This window comes from Sphingomonas sp. DMC8 (genome assembly GCF_056314185.1).
On the sequence record NZ_JBQUYV010000006.1, the window covers coordinates 321,723 to 335,623 of the forward strand.

Consider the following 13,901-nt stretch of genomic DNA (forward strand, 5'->3'; position numbering starts at 1 on the left):
GGCTGGCCCTGCGGCCCTCGCGTCCCTATCTTCGGCGCGCGATGAACTTCCTCAAGCATCTCTCGCCGACCCGGGCCCTTCGCGACTTGCGCCTCTTTCTGGCGCAGCGTCGGCGCCACGAAATCTGGTTCATGGCTGCCGCGGCGGCGGTGACGCTCGCCGTCATTTACGCCTTTGTTCGCGATTCCGCTGTATCGGTGCCGTACAAGAAGAACATCATCTACGTCGATTCCTGGCCTATCACGCGCAGCGAAGCCGATATCCGCGCCAAGCAGCGCGTCGACGAAGCCCGCCGCAAGCAGGAAGAGGCGGTGCTGGAAGCGAAGCAAAAGGCACGCCAGGCCGACTTCAAGAAATATGACGATTGGCTGAAGAAGCACGGCATTTGAGCGACGCACGCTGGATGGCGGCGGCGCTTGCGCTCGCCGGGCGCGGGCGGGGCCGCACTGCGCCTAATCCCAATGTCGGCTGCGTAGTCGTGCAAGGCAGCCGCGTCGTCGGTCGTGGCTGGACCCAGCCGGGCGGTCGCCCGCATGCCGAGGCGATGGCGCTGGCCGAAGCGGGGGCCGCGGCGTGCGGGGCGACGGCCTATGTGACGCTGGAACCCTGCGCGCATGTTTCGCCGCGCGGGCCGGCCTGTGCCGATCTCTTGGTCGCGGCGGGCGTCGCGCGCGTCGTGGCGGCGCTGGGCGATCCCGATCCACGTACCAACGGCGCGGGATTCGCGCGGCTGGCGGCGGCGCGGATTGCGGTGTCGAGCGGCATATTGGCTGGGGAGGCGCGGCGCAGCATGGCGGGCTTCCTAACCCGGCAGGCGCTGGGCCGCCCGCACGTGACGCTCAAGCTCGCTACCTCGCTCGACGGCGGCATTGCGCTCGCGTCGGGCGAGAGCCAGTGGATCACCGGTCCCCAGGCGCGTGCCCATGTCCATCTCGAGCGGGCCCGTCACGACGCAATTCTGGTCGGCCGCGGGACTTTTGTGGTGGACACCCCCCGCCTCGACGTGCGGCTTCCGGGCCTTGCCGATCGTGCGCCCCGCCGCATCCTTCTGTCTGCCACCTTGGCTGCCCCCGCGGGCTGGGAGAAGGTCGCGGACATAGGCGATGTTCGTCACCTTTCTGGCGTCGACCATCTGCTGGTTGAGGGCGGCGCAGCTACGGCGAGTGCTTTCCTAGCCGCAGACATGGTCGATCGCCTGCTGCTCTACCGTGCGCCTGTGCTGATCGGTGGTGGCAGGCCCGCGATCGGCGACATCGGCCTCGACCGGCTCGCCGATGCGCATGGGCGCTGGCAGTTACTCGACTCGCGTATGCTTGGCAGCGACAGGATGGAGGTTTACGAGCGCATTCCATGTTCACCGGAATCGTAAGCGATATCGGCACGATCGATGCCGTCGCGCGGCAGGGCGACCTGCGCGTGCGGGTTTCGACCGCCTATCCCACGCAGGAGATCGACCTTGGCGCTTCGGTCGCCTGTTCGGGCGTGTGCCTGACAGTGGTCGACAAGGGGCCGGGCTGGCTCGACTTCGATGTGTCGGGGGAAACCGTCTCGCGTACCGCCGAGGGGCAATGGACCGCCGGCCGCAAGCTCAATCTGGAGCGCGCGCTGCGCCTGGGCGACGAACTGGGCGGCCATATCGTCACCGGCCATGTCGACGGCGTCGGCCGGGTCGAGTCGGTCGAGGCAGTCGACGGCTCGCGCCATGTCGTGATCGCCGCGGGACCAGAGATCGCACCCTATGTCGCGCCCAAGGGGTCGATCACCGTCGATGGCGTCTCATTGACCGTCAACGCGGTGGACGACACGGCCGACGGCGTCGAATTCCACCTCAACATCATTCCGCATACTGCCGCGGTCACCACGTTCGGAGCGCTTGTGCCGGGGCAGGCGGTCAATCTGGAGATCGACGTGCTCGCGCGCTATCTCCAGCGCATGGAGGCATTGCGTGCCAAAGGCTGAACTCGCGCATCTGAAGCATGGTTTTCTCTCCTCGCCCGAGGAGCTGATCGACGAGGCCCGCAACGGCCGCATGTTCATTCTGGTCGATGACGAAGATCGCGAGAATGAAGGCGATCTGGTCATCCCTGCGCAGATGGCGACGCCCGATGCGATCAACTTCATGGCCAAATTCGGTCGCGGCCTGATCTGCCTCGCCATGACCAAGGCGCGCGTCGACCAGCTCGGGCTAGAGCTGATGAGCCGCGCCAACGGCACCCGCCACGAAACTGCCTTCACGGTGTCGATCGAGGCGCGGGAAGGCGTGACCACCGGCATTTCCGCCGCCGATCGCGCCCGCACCATCTCCGTCGCGATCGACAGCAACAAGGGCCGGGCGGACATCGTCACGCCGGGCCATGTCTTCCCGCTGGTCGCGCGCGACGGTGGCGTGCTGGTCCGCGCCGGCCATACCGAGGCGGCGGTAGACGTAGCGCGTCTCGCCGGGCTCAACCCAGCCGGTGTGATCTGCGAGATCATGAAGGACGATGGGACGATGGCGCGCCTCGACGACCTCGTCGGCTTCGCGCAGCTCCACAACCTCAAGATCGGCACGATCCGCGACCTGATCGCCTATCGCCGCCGCCACGATCATTTGGTCGAGCAGCGCGCGGAGGCGCATTTCACCAGTCCCTGGGGCGGCGACTGGCGCGCGCTCACCTTCTGGAACAAGGCGACCGGCAGCGAGCAGCTGGCGCTGGTCAAGGGCCGGATCGATCCGGACAAGCCGACGTTGGTCCGCATGCACCAGCTCTCGCCGTTCAGCGATCTGTTCGGCGAAGACGGTCCGCGCGGCGGCCTGTTGCGCAAGTCGATGGAGATCATCGGCAAGGAAGGGGCCGGCGTGATCGTGGTGATCAACAAGCCGCGTGCCGATGGTTTCACTCTGGCGCTTCAGGCGCGTAGCGGCGCAATCGAACCAAAGGACATGGACGAGCTGCGCGATTACGGTGTTGGCGCGACCATCCTCACCGAACTCGGCGTGCAGGACATGATTCTGCTCACCAATACCCATCACACGCTGATCGGGCTCGACGGCTATGGCTTGTCGATCGTCGGCGAACGTCCCATCGATTCGGAGCAATAATGGCCAACATCCTTATCGTCGAAGCGCGCTTCTACGAGCATCTGAACGACATGCTGATCGCCGGCGCCAAGGCGGCGATCGAGGCGGCGGGTCATAAGGCGGAAGTGATCACCGTTCCGGGGGCGCTGGAGATTCCTGGCGCCGTCGCGCTGGCGGCGGACAGTGGCCGCTATGACGCGTTCGTGGCGATCGGCGTGGTGATCCGCGGCGAAACCTATCATTTCGAGATCGTGGCCGGCGAAAGCGCGCGTGGGCTGATGGCGCTGTCGATGGACGGCGTCGCTATCGGCAACGGCATCCTCACCGTCGAAAACGAAGCTCAGGCAATCGTCCGCGCCGACCCGGCGCAGAAGGACAAGGGCGGTGAGGCTGCCAAGGCGGCGCTGGCGATGTTGGCGCTGAAGGGCCGGTTCGGCTGATCCCATGGACATGCCGCCCTCCCGCTATCGCGTTGAAGAGCGGGGCCGGCGGCTGGTCGTGATCGATCGCGCGAGCGGGCGCGAGGTGACGCCAGCGAAACCTAGCACGCCACTTGTCGGTGGGGAGAGCTGGACGCGGCCGGAGCCGATGTCCGCTGTCCGTCCGTCCTCTCCGGCAAGCGGAAGCGGCAACTGGGCCCGGAAGTTAGGGCTTCGCCGTACCCAAGATACGTCCGACAGCTTCGTCACCCGAAGCTGGTTCGATGCGAAGGCACCCCGCGCCATCAAGCTGAACTATGGCACCCGCGCGCGTCTTAGCTCGCTGCGCTTTGGCGGTGCCATCGTCATCGCGATGTTTGTTGCTTGCAGCGCCCTGTTCTGGCCCTGGTTTCCCTTCATCGCCGCAGTGATACTGACCCTACCGAACGTCCGTGCGCAGCTTCGTGTCGTCAGTACGCGCTGGCTCGACGGTTTCGATCAGGCGGACTGAAGCGCCGCCTCATCGACGGTTGGATAATCGGTATAGCCTTCGGCCCCACCGATATAGAACAGTTCCTCGCGCTGCCGGTTGAGCGGTAGCCTCTCGCGCAGTCGGCGCGGCAGATCGGGATTGGCGAGGAAGGTGCGGCCGAACGCGATCGCATCCGCCTCGCCGGTGTCAAGTGCCGCCTGAGCGCTTGCCGCCTCATAGTCCGAGTTGAGCGCGAACACGCCGCGATATGCCTTGCGCATCAAGGGGTGGATCGGGGGATGATCGGGTTCGCCGCGGCTGCCGCCCGGTCGCGGCTCGCGCATCTCGAGGAAGGCGACGCCGATATCGTCCAGCGCTGCCGCGGCTGCTTCAAACAGCGGTGCGGGATTGCTGTCGTTGACGCCCTGCACCTCGCCATTGGGGGAAAGGCGCACGCCGGTGCGCTCGGCGCCGATCGTGTCGACGACACGCTGGGACACTTCGCGCAGCAGCCGGATGCGGTTGTCGATCGACCCGCCATATTCGTCTTCGCGGAAGTTAGAATTGTCGCGCAGAAACTGGTCGATCAGGTAGCCGTTGGCGGCGTGGATCTGCACGCCATCGAACCCGGCGCGGATCGCGTTGCGGGCGGCGCGGGCATAGTCGTCGAGGATGCCCGGAATCTCGTCGATCCGCAGCGGCCGTGCTTGCGTGTAGGGGCGCTTGATCTCGCCCGAATCCTCTGCCGGATAGGTACGCACCTCGCCCGGTGCGGTCGTCGCCGACGAGGAAACCGGCGGCTCGCCACCCAGAAAGTCAGGATGCACCAGGCGGCCCATATGCCAGAGCTGCGAGACGATTCTGCCGCCGGCTTCGTGCACCGCTGCAGTCACCGGCTTCCACGCCTCGACCTGTTCGTCGCTCCAGATGCCGGGTGCATAGGCCCAGCCCAGACCTTGCTGGCTGATGCCGGTTGCTTCGGTAATGATCAGGCCGGCGCTGGCGCGTTGCCGGTAATACTCCGCCATGATCGGTGTCGGAACGTGCGCGCGGGTGGCGCGGCCCCGTGTCAGCGGTGACATCCACACGCGATTGGCGGCGTGAATGGCGCCGATCTGAATCGGGTCGAACAGGCTGGGCATGGAAAATCCCTTCGCAGTTTGTGACTTGGGCGAGATAGGGCGCTACAGGGCGGCATGCATCGCACCGCTTCCCCAAGAAAATCTACCGCCCCACGAAGCCATGTTGCGACCGCGCTGGTTGCGGTGCTGGTCGCCAATACTGCGCTCGCCTTCGGCCCGCTGTTCGTGCGAATCGCCGATGTCGGCCCGGTCGCCGCAGCGTTCTGGCGATTGCTGATCGCGACGCCAATACTGTTCGCTGCGGCCTGGATGATGGGGCAGCGCCCCATCGAGTCGGCTCGCGGCCGCTGGGGCCTTCTGGCGATTGCGGGCGTGGTGTTCGCCGGTGATCTGGCGAGCTGGCACATCGGCATTGTCCGCACCACGCTCGCCAATTCCACGCTGTTCGGCAATTCGGCCTCGCTGATCTTCCCGATCTACGGCTTTGTCGTTGCCCGTGCCTGGCCCAGCCGTTCGCAGGGCGCGGCGCTGCTGCTGGCGGCGATTGGCGGCGGGCTGCTGCTCGGGCGCTCGGCCGAATTGTCATCGCGGCATCTGCTGGGCGACCTGTTCTGCCTGCTCGCCGGCTTGTTCTATGCGCTCTATTTCATCCTGATGGCGCGCGTCCGCACGACGCTGGCGCCGGTGCCGGCACTCGCGCTGTCTTCGCTGGCGACGATTCCGCCGCTGCTGCTGCTGGCACTCGGCATGGGCGAACAGGTGGTGCCGCATCTGTGGTGGCCGCTGCTCGCGCTGGCGATCGTTAGTCAGCTAATCGGCCAGGGGTGCATGATCTATGCGCTGGGTCACCTGTCGCCGCTGGTGATCGGCATCGCGCTGCTCGTGCAGCCTGCGGTTGCAGCGGCGCTGGGCTGGGTGATTTTCGACGAACGACTCGCGACCGCTGACCTGTTCGGCGCCGGCCTGGTCGCACTGGCGCTGGTGCTGGTGCGGCAGGGCGCGGCACGGCCAAAGGTACAGCCGGGGGATTGAGGCGGGCAGTTGCCCGGTCGCGGCATCGCGCCTAGATCAGGGCCATGGACCTTGCCGACGCAACCCTCGACGAACTGCGCGTGGCGCTTGTGCCTACGCTGGCCGCCAATGCTGCTTTCGACGGCTGGAATGTACAGGCGCTCGACGCGACTGCCGACGCGCTCGGCGTCGACCGCGATGTCGCGCGACTGGCCTTTGCCGATGGTCCGTTGGCGATGATCGATTCGTGGTTCGCGTATATCGACGCGGCGATGCTGGAAGGGCTTCCGCCGGAGACATTGGCGGCGATGAAGATCCGTGCACGCATCACCGCGCTGGTCGAGGCGCGGCTGGCGCTGCTTGCTCCCAATCGCGATGCACTGCGTCGGGCGCTGGCGATACTCGCCATGCCGCAGAATGTCGCCCGGGCGACCCGGCTGGGCTGGCGTGCGGCCGATGCGATGTGGCGCGCGGCGGGCGACACAGCCACCGACTACAATCATTACACCAAGCGGATGACGCTCGGCAGCGTCTATGCCGCCACCATCGCCGTGTTCGTGCAGGACGACAGCGAGGATTGGGCGGAAACCCGTGCCTTTCTGGCCCGACGAATCGATGGAATCATGCGCTTCGAGAAAGCCAAGGCGGGTTTCATTGCCCGCAGCAGCAACCGGCCGAGCCTCTCGCGCTTCATCGGACGGCTGCGCTATCCGGCGGTTTGAGCGGCCTGCAATAGGGAGGATTACGGACGCGACAGGCACTAGCCTTTTCGTCCAGTAATTGATAATCACTCGCAGCATGAACGCCAGCGCTGCGATTCCCGTTCCTGTACGCCTTGCCCAGTTGCATCGCCACCATCCCGGCACCGTCGCCGGCGTCGATTGGGACCGGCTTGCCGAGCCTGAGGCGCGCCGCCTGCGCGAACTGGGCCTGGATGAAGGCGTCGAAGTCGAATTGCTCCATCGCTCGGGCATTTTCGGTGGGCCGATCGCGTGTCGGATCGGGCGGATGACGGTAGCGCTGCGCCGCCACGTGGCGGCCGTGATCCATGTCACGCCGCTGGCTCAGCGCGCATGAACGTCACGCCGCTGGTGGCGCTGGTCGGCAATCCCAATGCCGGCAAGAGCGCGCTTTTCAATGCATTGACCGGCGCGCGGCAGAAGGTCGGCAATTATCCGGGCGTCACGGTAGAGCGGCATTCGGGACGCATGGCGCTGCCCGATGGACGCCCGATCGAACTGGTCGACCTGCCCGGCGCCTATAGCCTGGACCCGTCCAGCCCCGACGAACAGGTGACGCGCGACGTGTTGCTGGGTCGGCAGGAAGGCGAAAGGCTGCCCGATGCGATCCTGACGGTCGTCGATGCGTCCAATCTCGACAATCATCTCCGCTTTACCCTGCAGCTGATCGCGCTGGGCCTGCCGATTGTCGTTGCCCTCAACATGGTCGACCTGGCCGAGCGCGACGGGCTGCAGCTCGATCCCGAAGCGCTGGAGCGCGAACTGGGCGTGCCGGTCGTTGCCACCGTCGCGGTGCGCCGGCGCGGGCTGGACGCGCTGAAAGAGCGGATGGCCCAGGTCGTGAAGGGCGTGCAGAAGATCCGCCCCTCCGCTGGCGTGCAGCACGACATTGTCCTGCTCCAGCGCCGCGCGCGACAGATCGCCGCCGCCGTCACGGTTTCCGAAACCGCGTCGCGCCGCTGGACCCACCGGCTCGATGCGCTGTTCCTGCATCCCGTTGCCGGCCCGCTGATCCTGCTCGCGACGATGTTCCTGATGTTCCAGGCGGTGTTCGCCTGGTCGGAGGTGCCGAAAGGGCTGATCGAGGACGGCATGGCCTGGCTGGGCGCGCGCTGTGGCGAGGCCTTGCCGCCGGGTGTGTTCCGCTCGCTGATCGTCGACGGGGTGATCGCCGGCGTGGGCGCGGTCGTCGTCTTCCTGCCGCAGATCCTGATCCTGTTCGCCTTCATCCTGGTGCTGGAGGCGACCGGCTATATGGTCCGCGCCGCCTTCCTGATGGACCGGTTGATGGCGAGCGTCGGGCTGTCCGGCCGCGCCTTCATTCCGCTGCTCTCCAGCTTCGCCTGCGCGGTGCCGGGCATCATGGCGACGCGCACCATCGCCGACGAGAAGGACCGGCTGACCACCATCCTGATCGCGCCGCTGATGACCTGCTCGGCGCGGCTGCCGGTCTATACCATCATTATCGGCGCGCTGATTCCCAACAAGGCGGTGCTGCCGGGCATGGGGTTGCAGGGTCTGGTGCTGTTCGGCCTCTACATTCTGGGCATTGTCGGCGCCTTCGCGGTCGCGCTGGTGCTGCGCCGCACGGTCACCCGGGGCGCGACGTCGGGCTTCATGATGGAGATGCCCAAATATCAGTGGCCCAGCCTGCGCGACGTGCTGCTGGGCCTGTGGCAGCGCGCGCTGATCTTCCTCAAGCGCGCGGGCACGATCATCCTCTACACCACGGTGATCCTGTGGGCGTTGCTCAGCTTCCCCAAGCCGCCCGAGGGCAGCGGCATCTCGAAGGTGGATTATTCGATCGCCGGCCGCATCGGCAACGGGCTGGAAAAGATCGTCGCGCCGATCGGCTTCAACCGCGACATGGCGCTGGCGGTGATCCCGGCGATGGCGGCGCGCGAAGTGGCGGTGGCGGCGATCGGCACCGTCTATGCGATCGACAATGCCGATGAGGATGCCGGCAAGGCATCGATCCAGCAGCAGATCGCGACGCACTGGAGCCTGCCGAGCGCGCTCGCTTTCCTGATGTGGTTCGTGTTCGCGCCGCAATGCATTTCCACCATCGCCGTCACCCGGCGCGAGACCAATGGCTGGAAATGGCCCGCCTTCATGATCGGCTATCTGTTCGCGCTGGCCTATGTCGCGGCGGGGCTGACCTATTGGAGCGCGGTGGCGCTGGGGCTGTAGCGGTTCGCCGCACGCCCCCTGTTCAACCGGAACGCAAGGTGTACAAAGCGGCGGACGATGATGCCGCCGCTTCCCTATCCTGCGCTGCACGCCAGCCATTCCGGCGTGTGGATCGCCACGGCCGAGGGCACCCGCGCAATCGGCCGGGGGGAGGCGATCCGCATCGCCGCCGACACGCCGGTACTGCTCCTAAACGCCCCGCTGGTGGGGCAACGGCTTGGCCATCCCGAACTGAGCGGGCTCGACCTGCTCGAGCTGTTCGCTTTCCTCCGCCCCGCCCGGTTCATGGTGCCGACACCCAAGGGGCTCGCCCGTGCCGCCGGGCTGATGCCACCCGACAGCGATGCTGCCGTCGCGGCATTCTTGCGCGACGCTGCTGCGGCCCTGCTCGACATGGCCGAAGGCGACTGGCCGGAGCGTGAGGGCGCCTGGACGAGCCTGCAGTCGCTCGGCCGACTGCGCTGGCCCTGGGCCGCCGCGCTCGGCCAGCGTATCGCCAAGCCGGAGCGGGCGGAACGCTGGCTCTTCTCGAAGCTGCCCGAATGGGAGGAAAGCGGGCAGCGCCCTGCGCCGCGCACCATCACGCTTGATGCGGACGCGGTAGCCGATCGTCTCGCCCGGCTGACCGGGGCAGGCGCGGAACGGCGCCAGGGCCAGCGCGACTATGCCGCTGCGGCCGCCAAGGCCTTTGCGCCCCGTCTGGCGCCCGATACGCCCAATCTCGTGTTGGCAGAGGCCGGTACCGGCATCGGCAAGACCCTCGGCTATCTCGCCCCCGCCTCGCTATGGGCCGAGCAATCGGGCGGCCCGGTCTGGGTGTCGACCTTCACCAAGGCGCTCCAGCGGCAATTGGGCAATGAAGGCGAGCGGCTGTTCCCCGATCCCGTCCAGCGCCGCGCCCGGATCGTCACGCGCAAGGGCCGCGAGAATTATGTCTGCCTGCTCAATCTGGAGGATGCGCTGCAGGGCGGATTCGGCGGCCGGGCCGCGATCCTCGCGCAGCTCGTCGCACGCTGGGCGGCCTATACTGCCGATGGCGACATGGTCGGCGGCGATCTGCCCGGCTGGCTGCCCACCCTGTTCCGCCGCAACGGCTCGACCGCGCTCACCGACCGACGCGGCGAGTGCATCTATGCCGGCTGCCCGCATTACCGGAAATGCTTCATCGAGCGGGCGGCGCGGGCGAGTGCCGATGCCGATATCGTCATCGCCAACCATGCGCTGGTGATGGTCAACGCCGCCCGTGGCCGCGAGGCGCAGGCACGGCCGACCCGCTATGTGTTCGACGAGGGCCATCATCTGTTCGATGCCGCCGACGCGATGTTTTCGGTCGCGCTGACCGGGCAGGAATCGATCGAGCTGCGCCGCTGGGTCACCGGCCCCGAATCGGGCTCGCGCGGCCGCCGGCGCGGACTTGCCGCCCGGCTGTCGGACGTGGCGAGCTATGACGATGCCGGCGGCCGGGCGATTGCCGAGGCGGTCGATGCCGCGCGCGCACTGCCCAGCGACGGCTGGCTCCAGCGGCTGAACGAAGGCGAACCGTTCGGGCCGATCGAGGCGCTGCTCGCGGCGGTGCGCGGGCTGGTCTATGCCCGCGATACCCAGGGCGCGGCCGAGGCCGGCTATGGGCTGGAGACCGAGCTGAGCGAGCCCGATCCGGCGCTGGTCGAAGCTGCCGGCGCCGCCACCGCCGCGCTGGATGCGCTGCTCCGGCCGATGGTCGTGCTCGGCCGCCGGCTGGAGGCCGTGCTGGCGGAGGCGCCGGACTGGATGGACGGGCCGGCGCGGGCACGGATCGAAGGCGCGATCGCCTCGCTCGGCTGGCGTGTCGATACGGTCGGCGCATGGCTGGCGCTGATCGCCCGGATCGGCGGGCCGGCCGACCCGGCGTTCGTCGACTGGCTGGCGGTCGACCGGGCCGAGGGGCGCGAATATGATGTCGGGCTCCATCGTCACTGGCTCGATCCCGCCAGGCCGCTCGCCGAAACGGTGCTCAAGCCCGCGCATGGTGTGCTCGTTACCTCGGCAACGCTGCGCGCCGGGGGCGATTGGGGTGTGGCCGAGGCGCGGTCCGGCGCCACCCATCTGCAGCGCCCGGCCGAGCGGTTCGAGGCAAAGAGCCCGTTCGACTATCCGAATCAGGCCGAGGTGCTGATCGTCACCGATGTGAAGCGCGGCGACCTGCCCGCACTCGCCAATGCCTATGCCCGGCTGATCGCGGCGGCGCGCGGCGGCACGCTGGGCCTGTTCACGGCGATCCGCCGGCTGCGCGCGGTCCACGCCCGTATCGCCGACCGGCTGGCGCGCGACGGCCTGCCGCTGCTGGCGCAACATGTCGACCCGATCGACACCGGCACGCTGGTCGACATCTTCCGCGATGATCCGCGCGCGTCGCTGATCGGCACCGATGCGCTGCGCGACGGGGTGGACGTGCCCGGCGACTCGCTGCGGCTGGTGGTGATGGAGGGCGTGCCCTGGCCCAAGCCGACCGTGCTCCACGCCGCCCGGCGGCTGGCCGGGGGCGGTTCGGCCTATGACGACCGGATCGTCCGTGCGCGGCTGGCACAGGCGTTCGGCCGGCTGATTCGCCGTGCCGACGACCGCGGCGCTTTCGTATTGCTTTCGGCCGCAAGCCCGTCGCGGTTGCTCGATGCCTTTCCGGCCGGCACGCGGGTGACGCGGGTAACGCTCGATCAGGCGGTGGAGCGGGTTCGGCTTTCCTTGGGCAGTGGCTTCGGGCATGACGCCCCGGCAACCGCCAGCGCCACTTCCGGGGAAGCATGAAGACACTTCTGGTCCTCCGCCACGCCAAGTCCGGCTGGGACGACCCCGTCGCCCGCGATTTCGATCGTCCGCTCAATCCGAAGGGGCAGCGCGCCGCCGGCGTGATGGGCCGTTATCTGCGCAGCGAAGGGCTGGGCTTCGACCATGTCATTGCCTCGCCCGCGGTGCGGGTGAAGGAAACGCTGGCGCAAGTCGAGGCAAGCTATGGCAGCGAACTGGCGCCGGTGTGGGACCAGCGGCTCTATCTTGCCTCGGTGCCGACGCTGCTCGACGTGATCCACGATCTGCCCGACGGCGCCGAGCGGGTGCTGCTCAGCGGCCATAATCCGGGGCTGGAGGAACTGGTGCTCGCGCTTGCCGGCGAAGACACGCTGCTGCGCGCCGAGGTGGAACGCAAATACCCCACCGCTGCGCTTGCGGAAATCCGGCTGCCTGCCGCGCATTGGGCGGACGTGGCGGAAGAAACGGGCACGCTGGTCCGCTTCGTCCGCCCGCGCGATCTGGACCTGACGCTGGGGCCGGACGAGCGCTGAACCAGGCCCGCCCGCGGGGCCACTCCCGCTTAGTGGCGGAAGTGGCGCATGCCCGTGAAGACCATCGCGAGGCCAGCTTCGTCGGCCGCCGCAATCACTTCGTCGTCGCGGATCGAGCCGCCCGGCTGGATCACCGCCGTCGCCCCCGCTTCGACTGCTGCCAGCAGGCCGTCGGCGAAGGGGAAGAAGGCGTCCGACGCCACTGCCGAGCCGATCGTGCGCGGGGTTGCCCAGCCGGCCTTGTCGGCGGCGTCCTTGGCCTTCCATGCGGCGATGCGGGCGCTTTCCAGCCGGTTCATCTGGCCGGCGCCGACGCCCGCCGTGCTGCCGTCCTTGGCATAGACGATCGCGTTCGACTTGACGTGCTTGGCCACCGTCCAGGCGAACAGGCAGTCCGCCAGTTCCTGCTCGGTCGGCTGGCGCTTCGTCACGACCTTTAGCTGGTCGCGCGTGACGATGCCGTTGTCGCGCCCCTGAACCAGCCAGCCGCCGGCGATCGACTTGGCGAACAGGCCTGCGCGCGCCGGATCGGGCAGTTCGCCGGTCAGCAGCAGGCGCAGATTCTTCTTCGCCGCGAACAGCGCCAGCGCTTCTTCGTCCGCATCGGGGGCAACCACTACTTCGGTGAAGATGCCGGTGATCTGCTCGGCGGTCGCGCGGTCGAGCGGGCGATTGACCGCGATGATGCCGCCGAACGCCGATACGGTGTCGCAGGCGAACGCCGCCGCATAGGCATCGGCAAGGGTCGCGCCGCTCGCCACGCCGCAGGGATTGGCGTGCTTGACGATCACCGCGGTCGGCGGGCCGTCGCGGAATTCGCTGACCAGCTCGAGTGCCGCATCGGCGTCGTTGTAATTATTGTAGCTAAGCTCCTTGCCCTGCACCTGACGGGCCTGGCCGATGCCGCGCGCCGCCGGGCCGGTGGCGGCATAGAAGGCGGCCTGCTGGTGCGGGTTCTCGCCGTAGCGCAGCGCCTGGCCGCGCTTCAGCGAGAGATTGAGCGTTTCCGGGAACGCTTCGCCCTGGTCGGCGAAGGCGAACCAGCTCGAGATCATCGCGTCGTACGCGGCGGTGGCGGCATAGGCCTTGGCGGCGAAGGTGCGGCGCTGCGCCAGCGTGGTCGTGCCGCCCATCACCAGCGCATAATCGGCCGGATCGGTGACGATCGCCACCGATTCATGGTTCTTCGCGGCGGAGCGGACCATCGACGGGCCGCCAATGTCGATATTCTCGATGATCTCGTCGCGGTCGGCGCCCTTGGCGACGGTCTGGGCGAAGGGATAGAGGTTCACCACGACAAGGTCGATCGGCACGATTTCGTGCTCGGCCATCGACGCCTGATGCTCGGGGTTCGAGCGGACCGAGAGCAGGCCGCCATGCACCTTGGGGTGCAGCGTCTTCACCCGGCCGTCCATCATCTCCGGAAAGCCGGTGAGGTCGGAAATGTCGCGGACGGTGAGGCCGGCGTTGCGGAGCGCCGTGGCGGTGCCGCCGGTCGAGACGAGCTCGACGCCCTGTGCGGCCAGTGCCTGGCCGAGTTCGACGATGCCGGTCTTGTCCGAGACCGAGAGGAGTGCGCGGGTGATCTTGATCTGGTCCATGGGCCGCC

Annotated in this window: 14 protein-coding genes; 12 read left to right on the forward strand and 2 right to left on the reverse strand. The window is 67.8% G+C overall.

Features of this window, described 5'->3' with window-relative positions:
* Positions 1–41: 41 nt before the first annotated feature.
* Genes ACT53K_RS14230 through ACT53K_RS14255 form a run of 6 tightly spaced genes read left to right on the forward strand, consistent with a single transcriptional unit; the run spans position 42 to position 3,991 of the window.
* The gene (locus tag ACT53K_RS14230; RefSeq protein WP_476229346.1) at positions 42–389 is read left to right on the forward strand and encodes a hypothetical protein; all 348 of its coding nucleotides are present in this window, start codon (positions 42–44) and stop codon (positions 387–389) included.
* A gap of 14 nt (positions 390–403) precedes the next feature.
* Entirely contained in the window at positions 404–1,369 is a 966-nt protein-coding gene (gene ribD, locus ACT53K_RS14235; RefSeq protein WP_476229407.1) for a bifunctional diaminohydroxyphosphoribosylaminopyrimidine deaminase/5-amino-6-(5-phosphoribosylamino)uracil reductase RibD, read from the forward strand.
* The gene (locus tag ACT53K_RS14240; RefSeq protein ID WP_476229347.1) at positions 1,351–1,959 is read left to right on the forward strand and encodes a riboflavin synthase; all 609 of its coding nucleotides are present in this window, start codon (positions 1,351–1,353) and stop codon (positions 1,957–1,959) included. The genes ribD and ACT53K_RS14240 overlap by 19 nt, the downstream gene beginning before the upstream one ends.
* Positions 1,946–3,082, forward strand: coding sequence for a 3,4-dihydroxy-2-butanone-4-phosphate synthase (ribB, locus tag ACT53K_RS14245; RefSeq protein ID WP_476229348.1), 1,137 nt, complete (start codon positions 1,946–1,948; stop codon positions 3,080–3,082). The genes ACT53K_RS14240 and ribB overlap by 14 nt, the downstream gene beginning before the upstream one ends.
* Positions 3,082–3,501 (forward strand): 6,7-dimethyl-8-ribityllumazine synthase, encoded by a 420-nt coding sequence (gene ribH, locus ACT53K_RS14250; protein WP_476229349.1) that lies wholly within the window; start codon positions 3,082–3,084, stop codon positions 3,499–3,501. Before ribB ends, ribH begins: the two co-directional genes overlap by 1 nt.
* Before the next feature lie 4 nt (positions 3,502–3,505).
* Positions 3,506–3,991, forward strand: a complete 486-nt coding sequence (locus tag ACT53K_RS14255; protein WP_476229350.1) for a hypothetical protein — start codon at positions 3,506–3,508, stop codon at positions 3,989–3,991.
* On the opposite strand, the gene ACT53K_RS14260 is transcribed toward ACT53K_RS14255, so the two are convergent.
* On the reverse strand, positions 3,979–5,094 hold the full coding sequence (locus tag ACT53K_RS14260) for an alkene reductase (protein WP_476229351.1): 1,116 nt from the start codon (positions 5,092–5,094) through the stop codon (positions 3,979–3,981). The genes ACT53K_RS14255 and ACT53K_RS14260 overlap by 13 nt on opposite strands.
* 54 nt (positions 5,095–5,148) lie before the next feature.
* Between ACT53K_RS14260 and ACT53K_RS14265 the strand changes: the two genes are divergently transcribed.
* From ACT53K_RS14265 to ACT53K_RS14290, 6 genes are all read left to right on the forward strand, one after another.
* Positions 5,149–6,066 (forward strand): DMT family transporter, encoded by a 918-nt coding sequence (locus ACT53K_RS14265; RefSeq protein ID WP_476229352.1) that lies wholly within the window; start codon positions 5,149–5,151, stop codon positions 6,064–6,066.
* Positions 6,067–6,110: 44 nt separating this feature from the next.
* Positions 6,111–6,767, forward strand: coding sequence for a COQ9 family protein (locus ACT53K_RS14270; protein WP_476229353.1), 657 nt, complete (start codon positions 6,111–6,113; stop codon positions 6,765–6,767).
* A gap of 76 nt (positions 6,768–6,843) precedes the next feature.
* The gene (locus ACT53K_RS14275) at positions 6,844–7,122 is read left to right on the forward strand and encodes a FeoA family protein (protein ID WP_476229354.1); all 279 of its coding nucleotides are present in this window, start codon (positions 6,844–6,846) and stop codon (positions 7,120–7,122) included.
* Complete coding sequence (gene feoB / locus ACT53K_RS14280; protein WP_476229355.1) at positions 7,119–8,975, forward strand: ferrous iron transporter B; 1,857 nt, start codon at positions 7,119–7,121, stop codon at positions 8,973–8,975. Before ACT53K_RS14275 ends, feoB begins: the two co-directional genes overlap by 4 nt.
* A gap of 60 nt (positions 8,976–9,035) precedes the next feature.
* Positions 9,036–11,759 carry an ATP-dependent DNA helicase gene (locus tag ACT53K_RS14285; RefSeq protein ID WP_476229408.1) on the forward strand — a complete coding sequence of 908 codons (2,724 nt, stop codon included), beginning with the start codon at positions 9,036–9,038 and terminating at the stop codon, positions 11,757–11,759.
* Positions 11,756–12,292, forward strand: coding sequence for a SixA phosphatase family protein (locus ACT53K_RS14290; RefSeq protein ID WP_476229356.1), 537 nt, complete (start codon positions 11,756–11,758; stop codon positions 12,290–12,292). Before ACT53K_RS14285 ends, ACT53K_RS14290 begins: the two co-directional genes overlap by 4 nt.
* A 29-nt stretch (positions 12,293–12,321) precedes the next feature.
* On the opposite strand, the gene purH is transcribed toward ACT53K_RS14290, so the two are convergent.
* On the reverse strand, positions 12,322–13,893 hold the full coding sequence (gene purH / locus ACT53K_RS14295; RefSeq protein ID WP_476229357.1) for a bifunctional phosphoribosylaminoimidazolecarboxamide formyltransferase/IMP cyclohydrolase: 1,572 nt from the start codon (positions 13,891–13,893) through the stop codon (positions 12,322–12,324).
* Between the last annotated feature and the right edge of the window lie 8 nt (positions 13,894–13,901).

Coding starts and splice junctions, on each gene's coding strand:
- ACT53K_RS14230 (WP_476229346.1), top strand. CDS start 42: ATGAACTTCCTCAAGCATCTCTCGCCGACCCGGGCCCTTCGCGACTTG.
- ribD (WP_476229407.1), top strand. CDS start 404: ATGGCGGCGGCGCTTGCGCTCGCCGGGCGCGGGCGGGGCCGCACTGCG.
- ACT53K_RS14240 (WP_476229347.1), top strand. CDS start 1,351: ATGTTCACCGGAATCGTAAGCGATATCGGCACGATCGATGCCGTCGCG.
- ribH (WP_476229349.1), top strand. CDS start 3,082: ATGGCCAACATCCTTATCGTCGAAGCGCGCTTCTACGAGCATCTGAAC.
- ACT53K_RS14255 (WP_476229350.1), top strand. CDS start 3,506: ATGGACATGCCGCCCTCCCGCTATCGCGTTGAAGAGCGGGGCCGGCGG.
- ACT53K_RS14260 (WP_476229351.1), bottom strand. CDS start 5,094: ATGCCCAGCCTGTTCGACCCGATTCAGATCGGCGCCATTCACGCCGCC.
- ACT53K_RS14265 (WP_476229352.1), top strand. CDS start 5,149: ATGCATCGCACCGCTTCCCCAAGAAAATCTACCGCCCCACGAAGCCAT.
- ACT53K_RS14270 (WP_476229353.1), top strand. CDS start 6,111: ATGGACCTTGCCGACGCAACCCTCGACGAACTGCGCGTGGCGCTTGTG.
- ACT53K_RS14275 (WP_476229354.1), top strand. CDS start 6,844: ATGAACGCCAGCGCTGCGATTCCCGTTCCTGTACGCCTTGCCCAGTTG.
- feoB (WP_476229355.1), top strand. CDS start 7,119: ATGAACGTCACGCCGCTGGTGGCGCTGGTCGGCAATCCCAATGCCGGC.
- ACT53K_RS14285 (WP_476229408.1), top strand. CDS start 9,036: ATGCCGCCGCTTCCCTATCCTGCGCTGCACGCCAGCCATTCCGGCGTG.
- ACT53K_RS14290 (WP_476229356.1), top strand. CDS start 11,756: ATGAAGACACTTCTGGTCCTCCGCCACGCCAAGTCCGGCTGGGACGAC.
- purH (WP_476229357.1), bottom strand. CDS start 13,893: ATGGACCAGATCAAGATCACCCGCGCACTCCTCTCGGTCTCGGACAAG.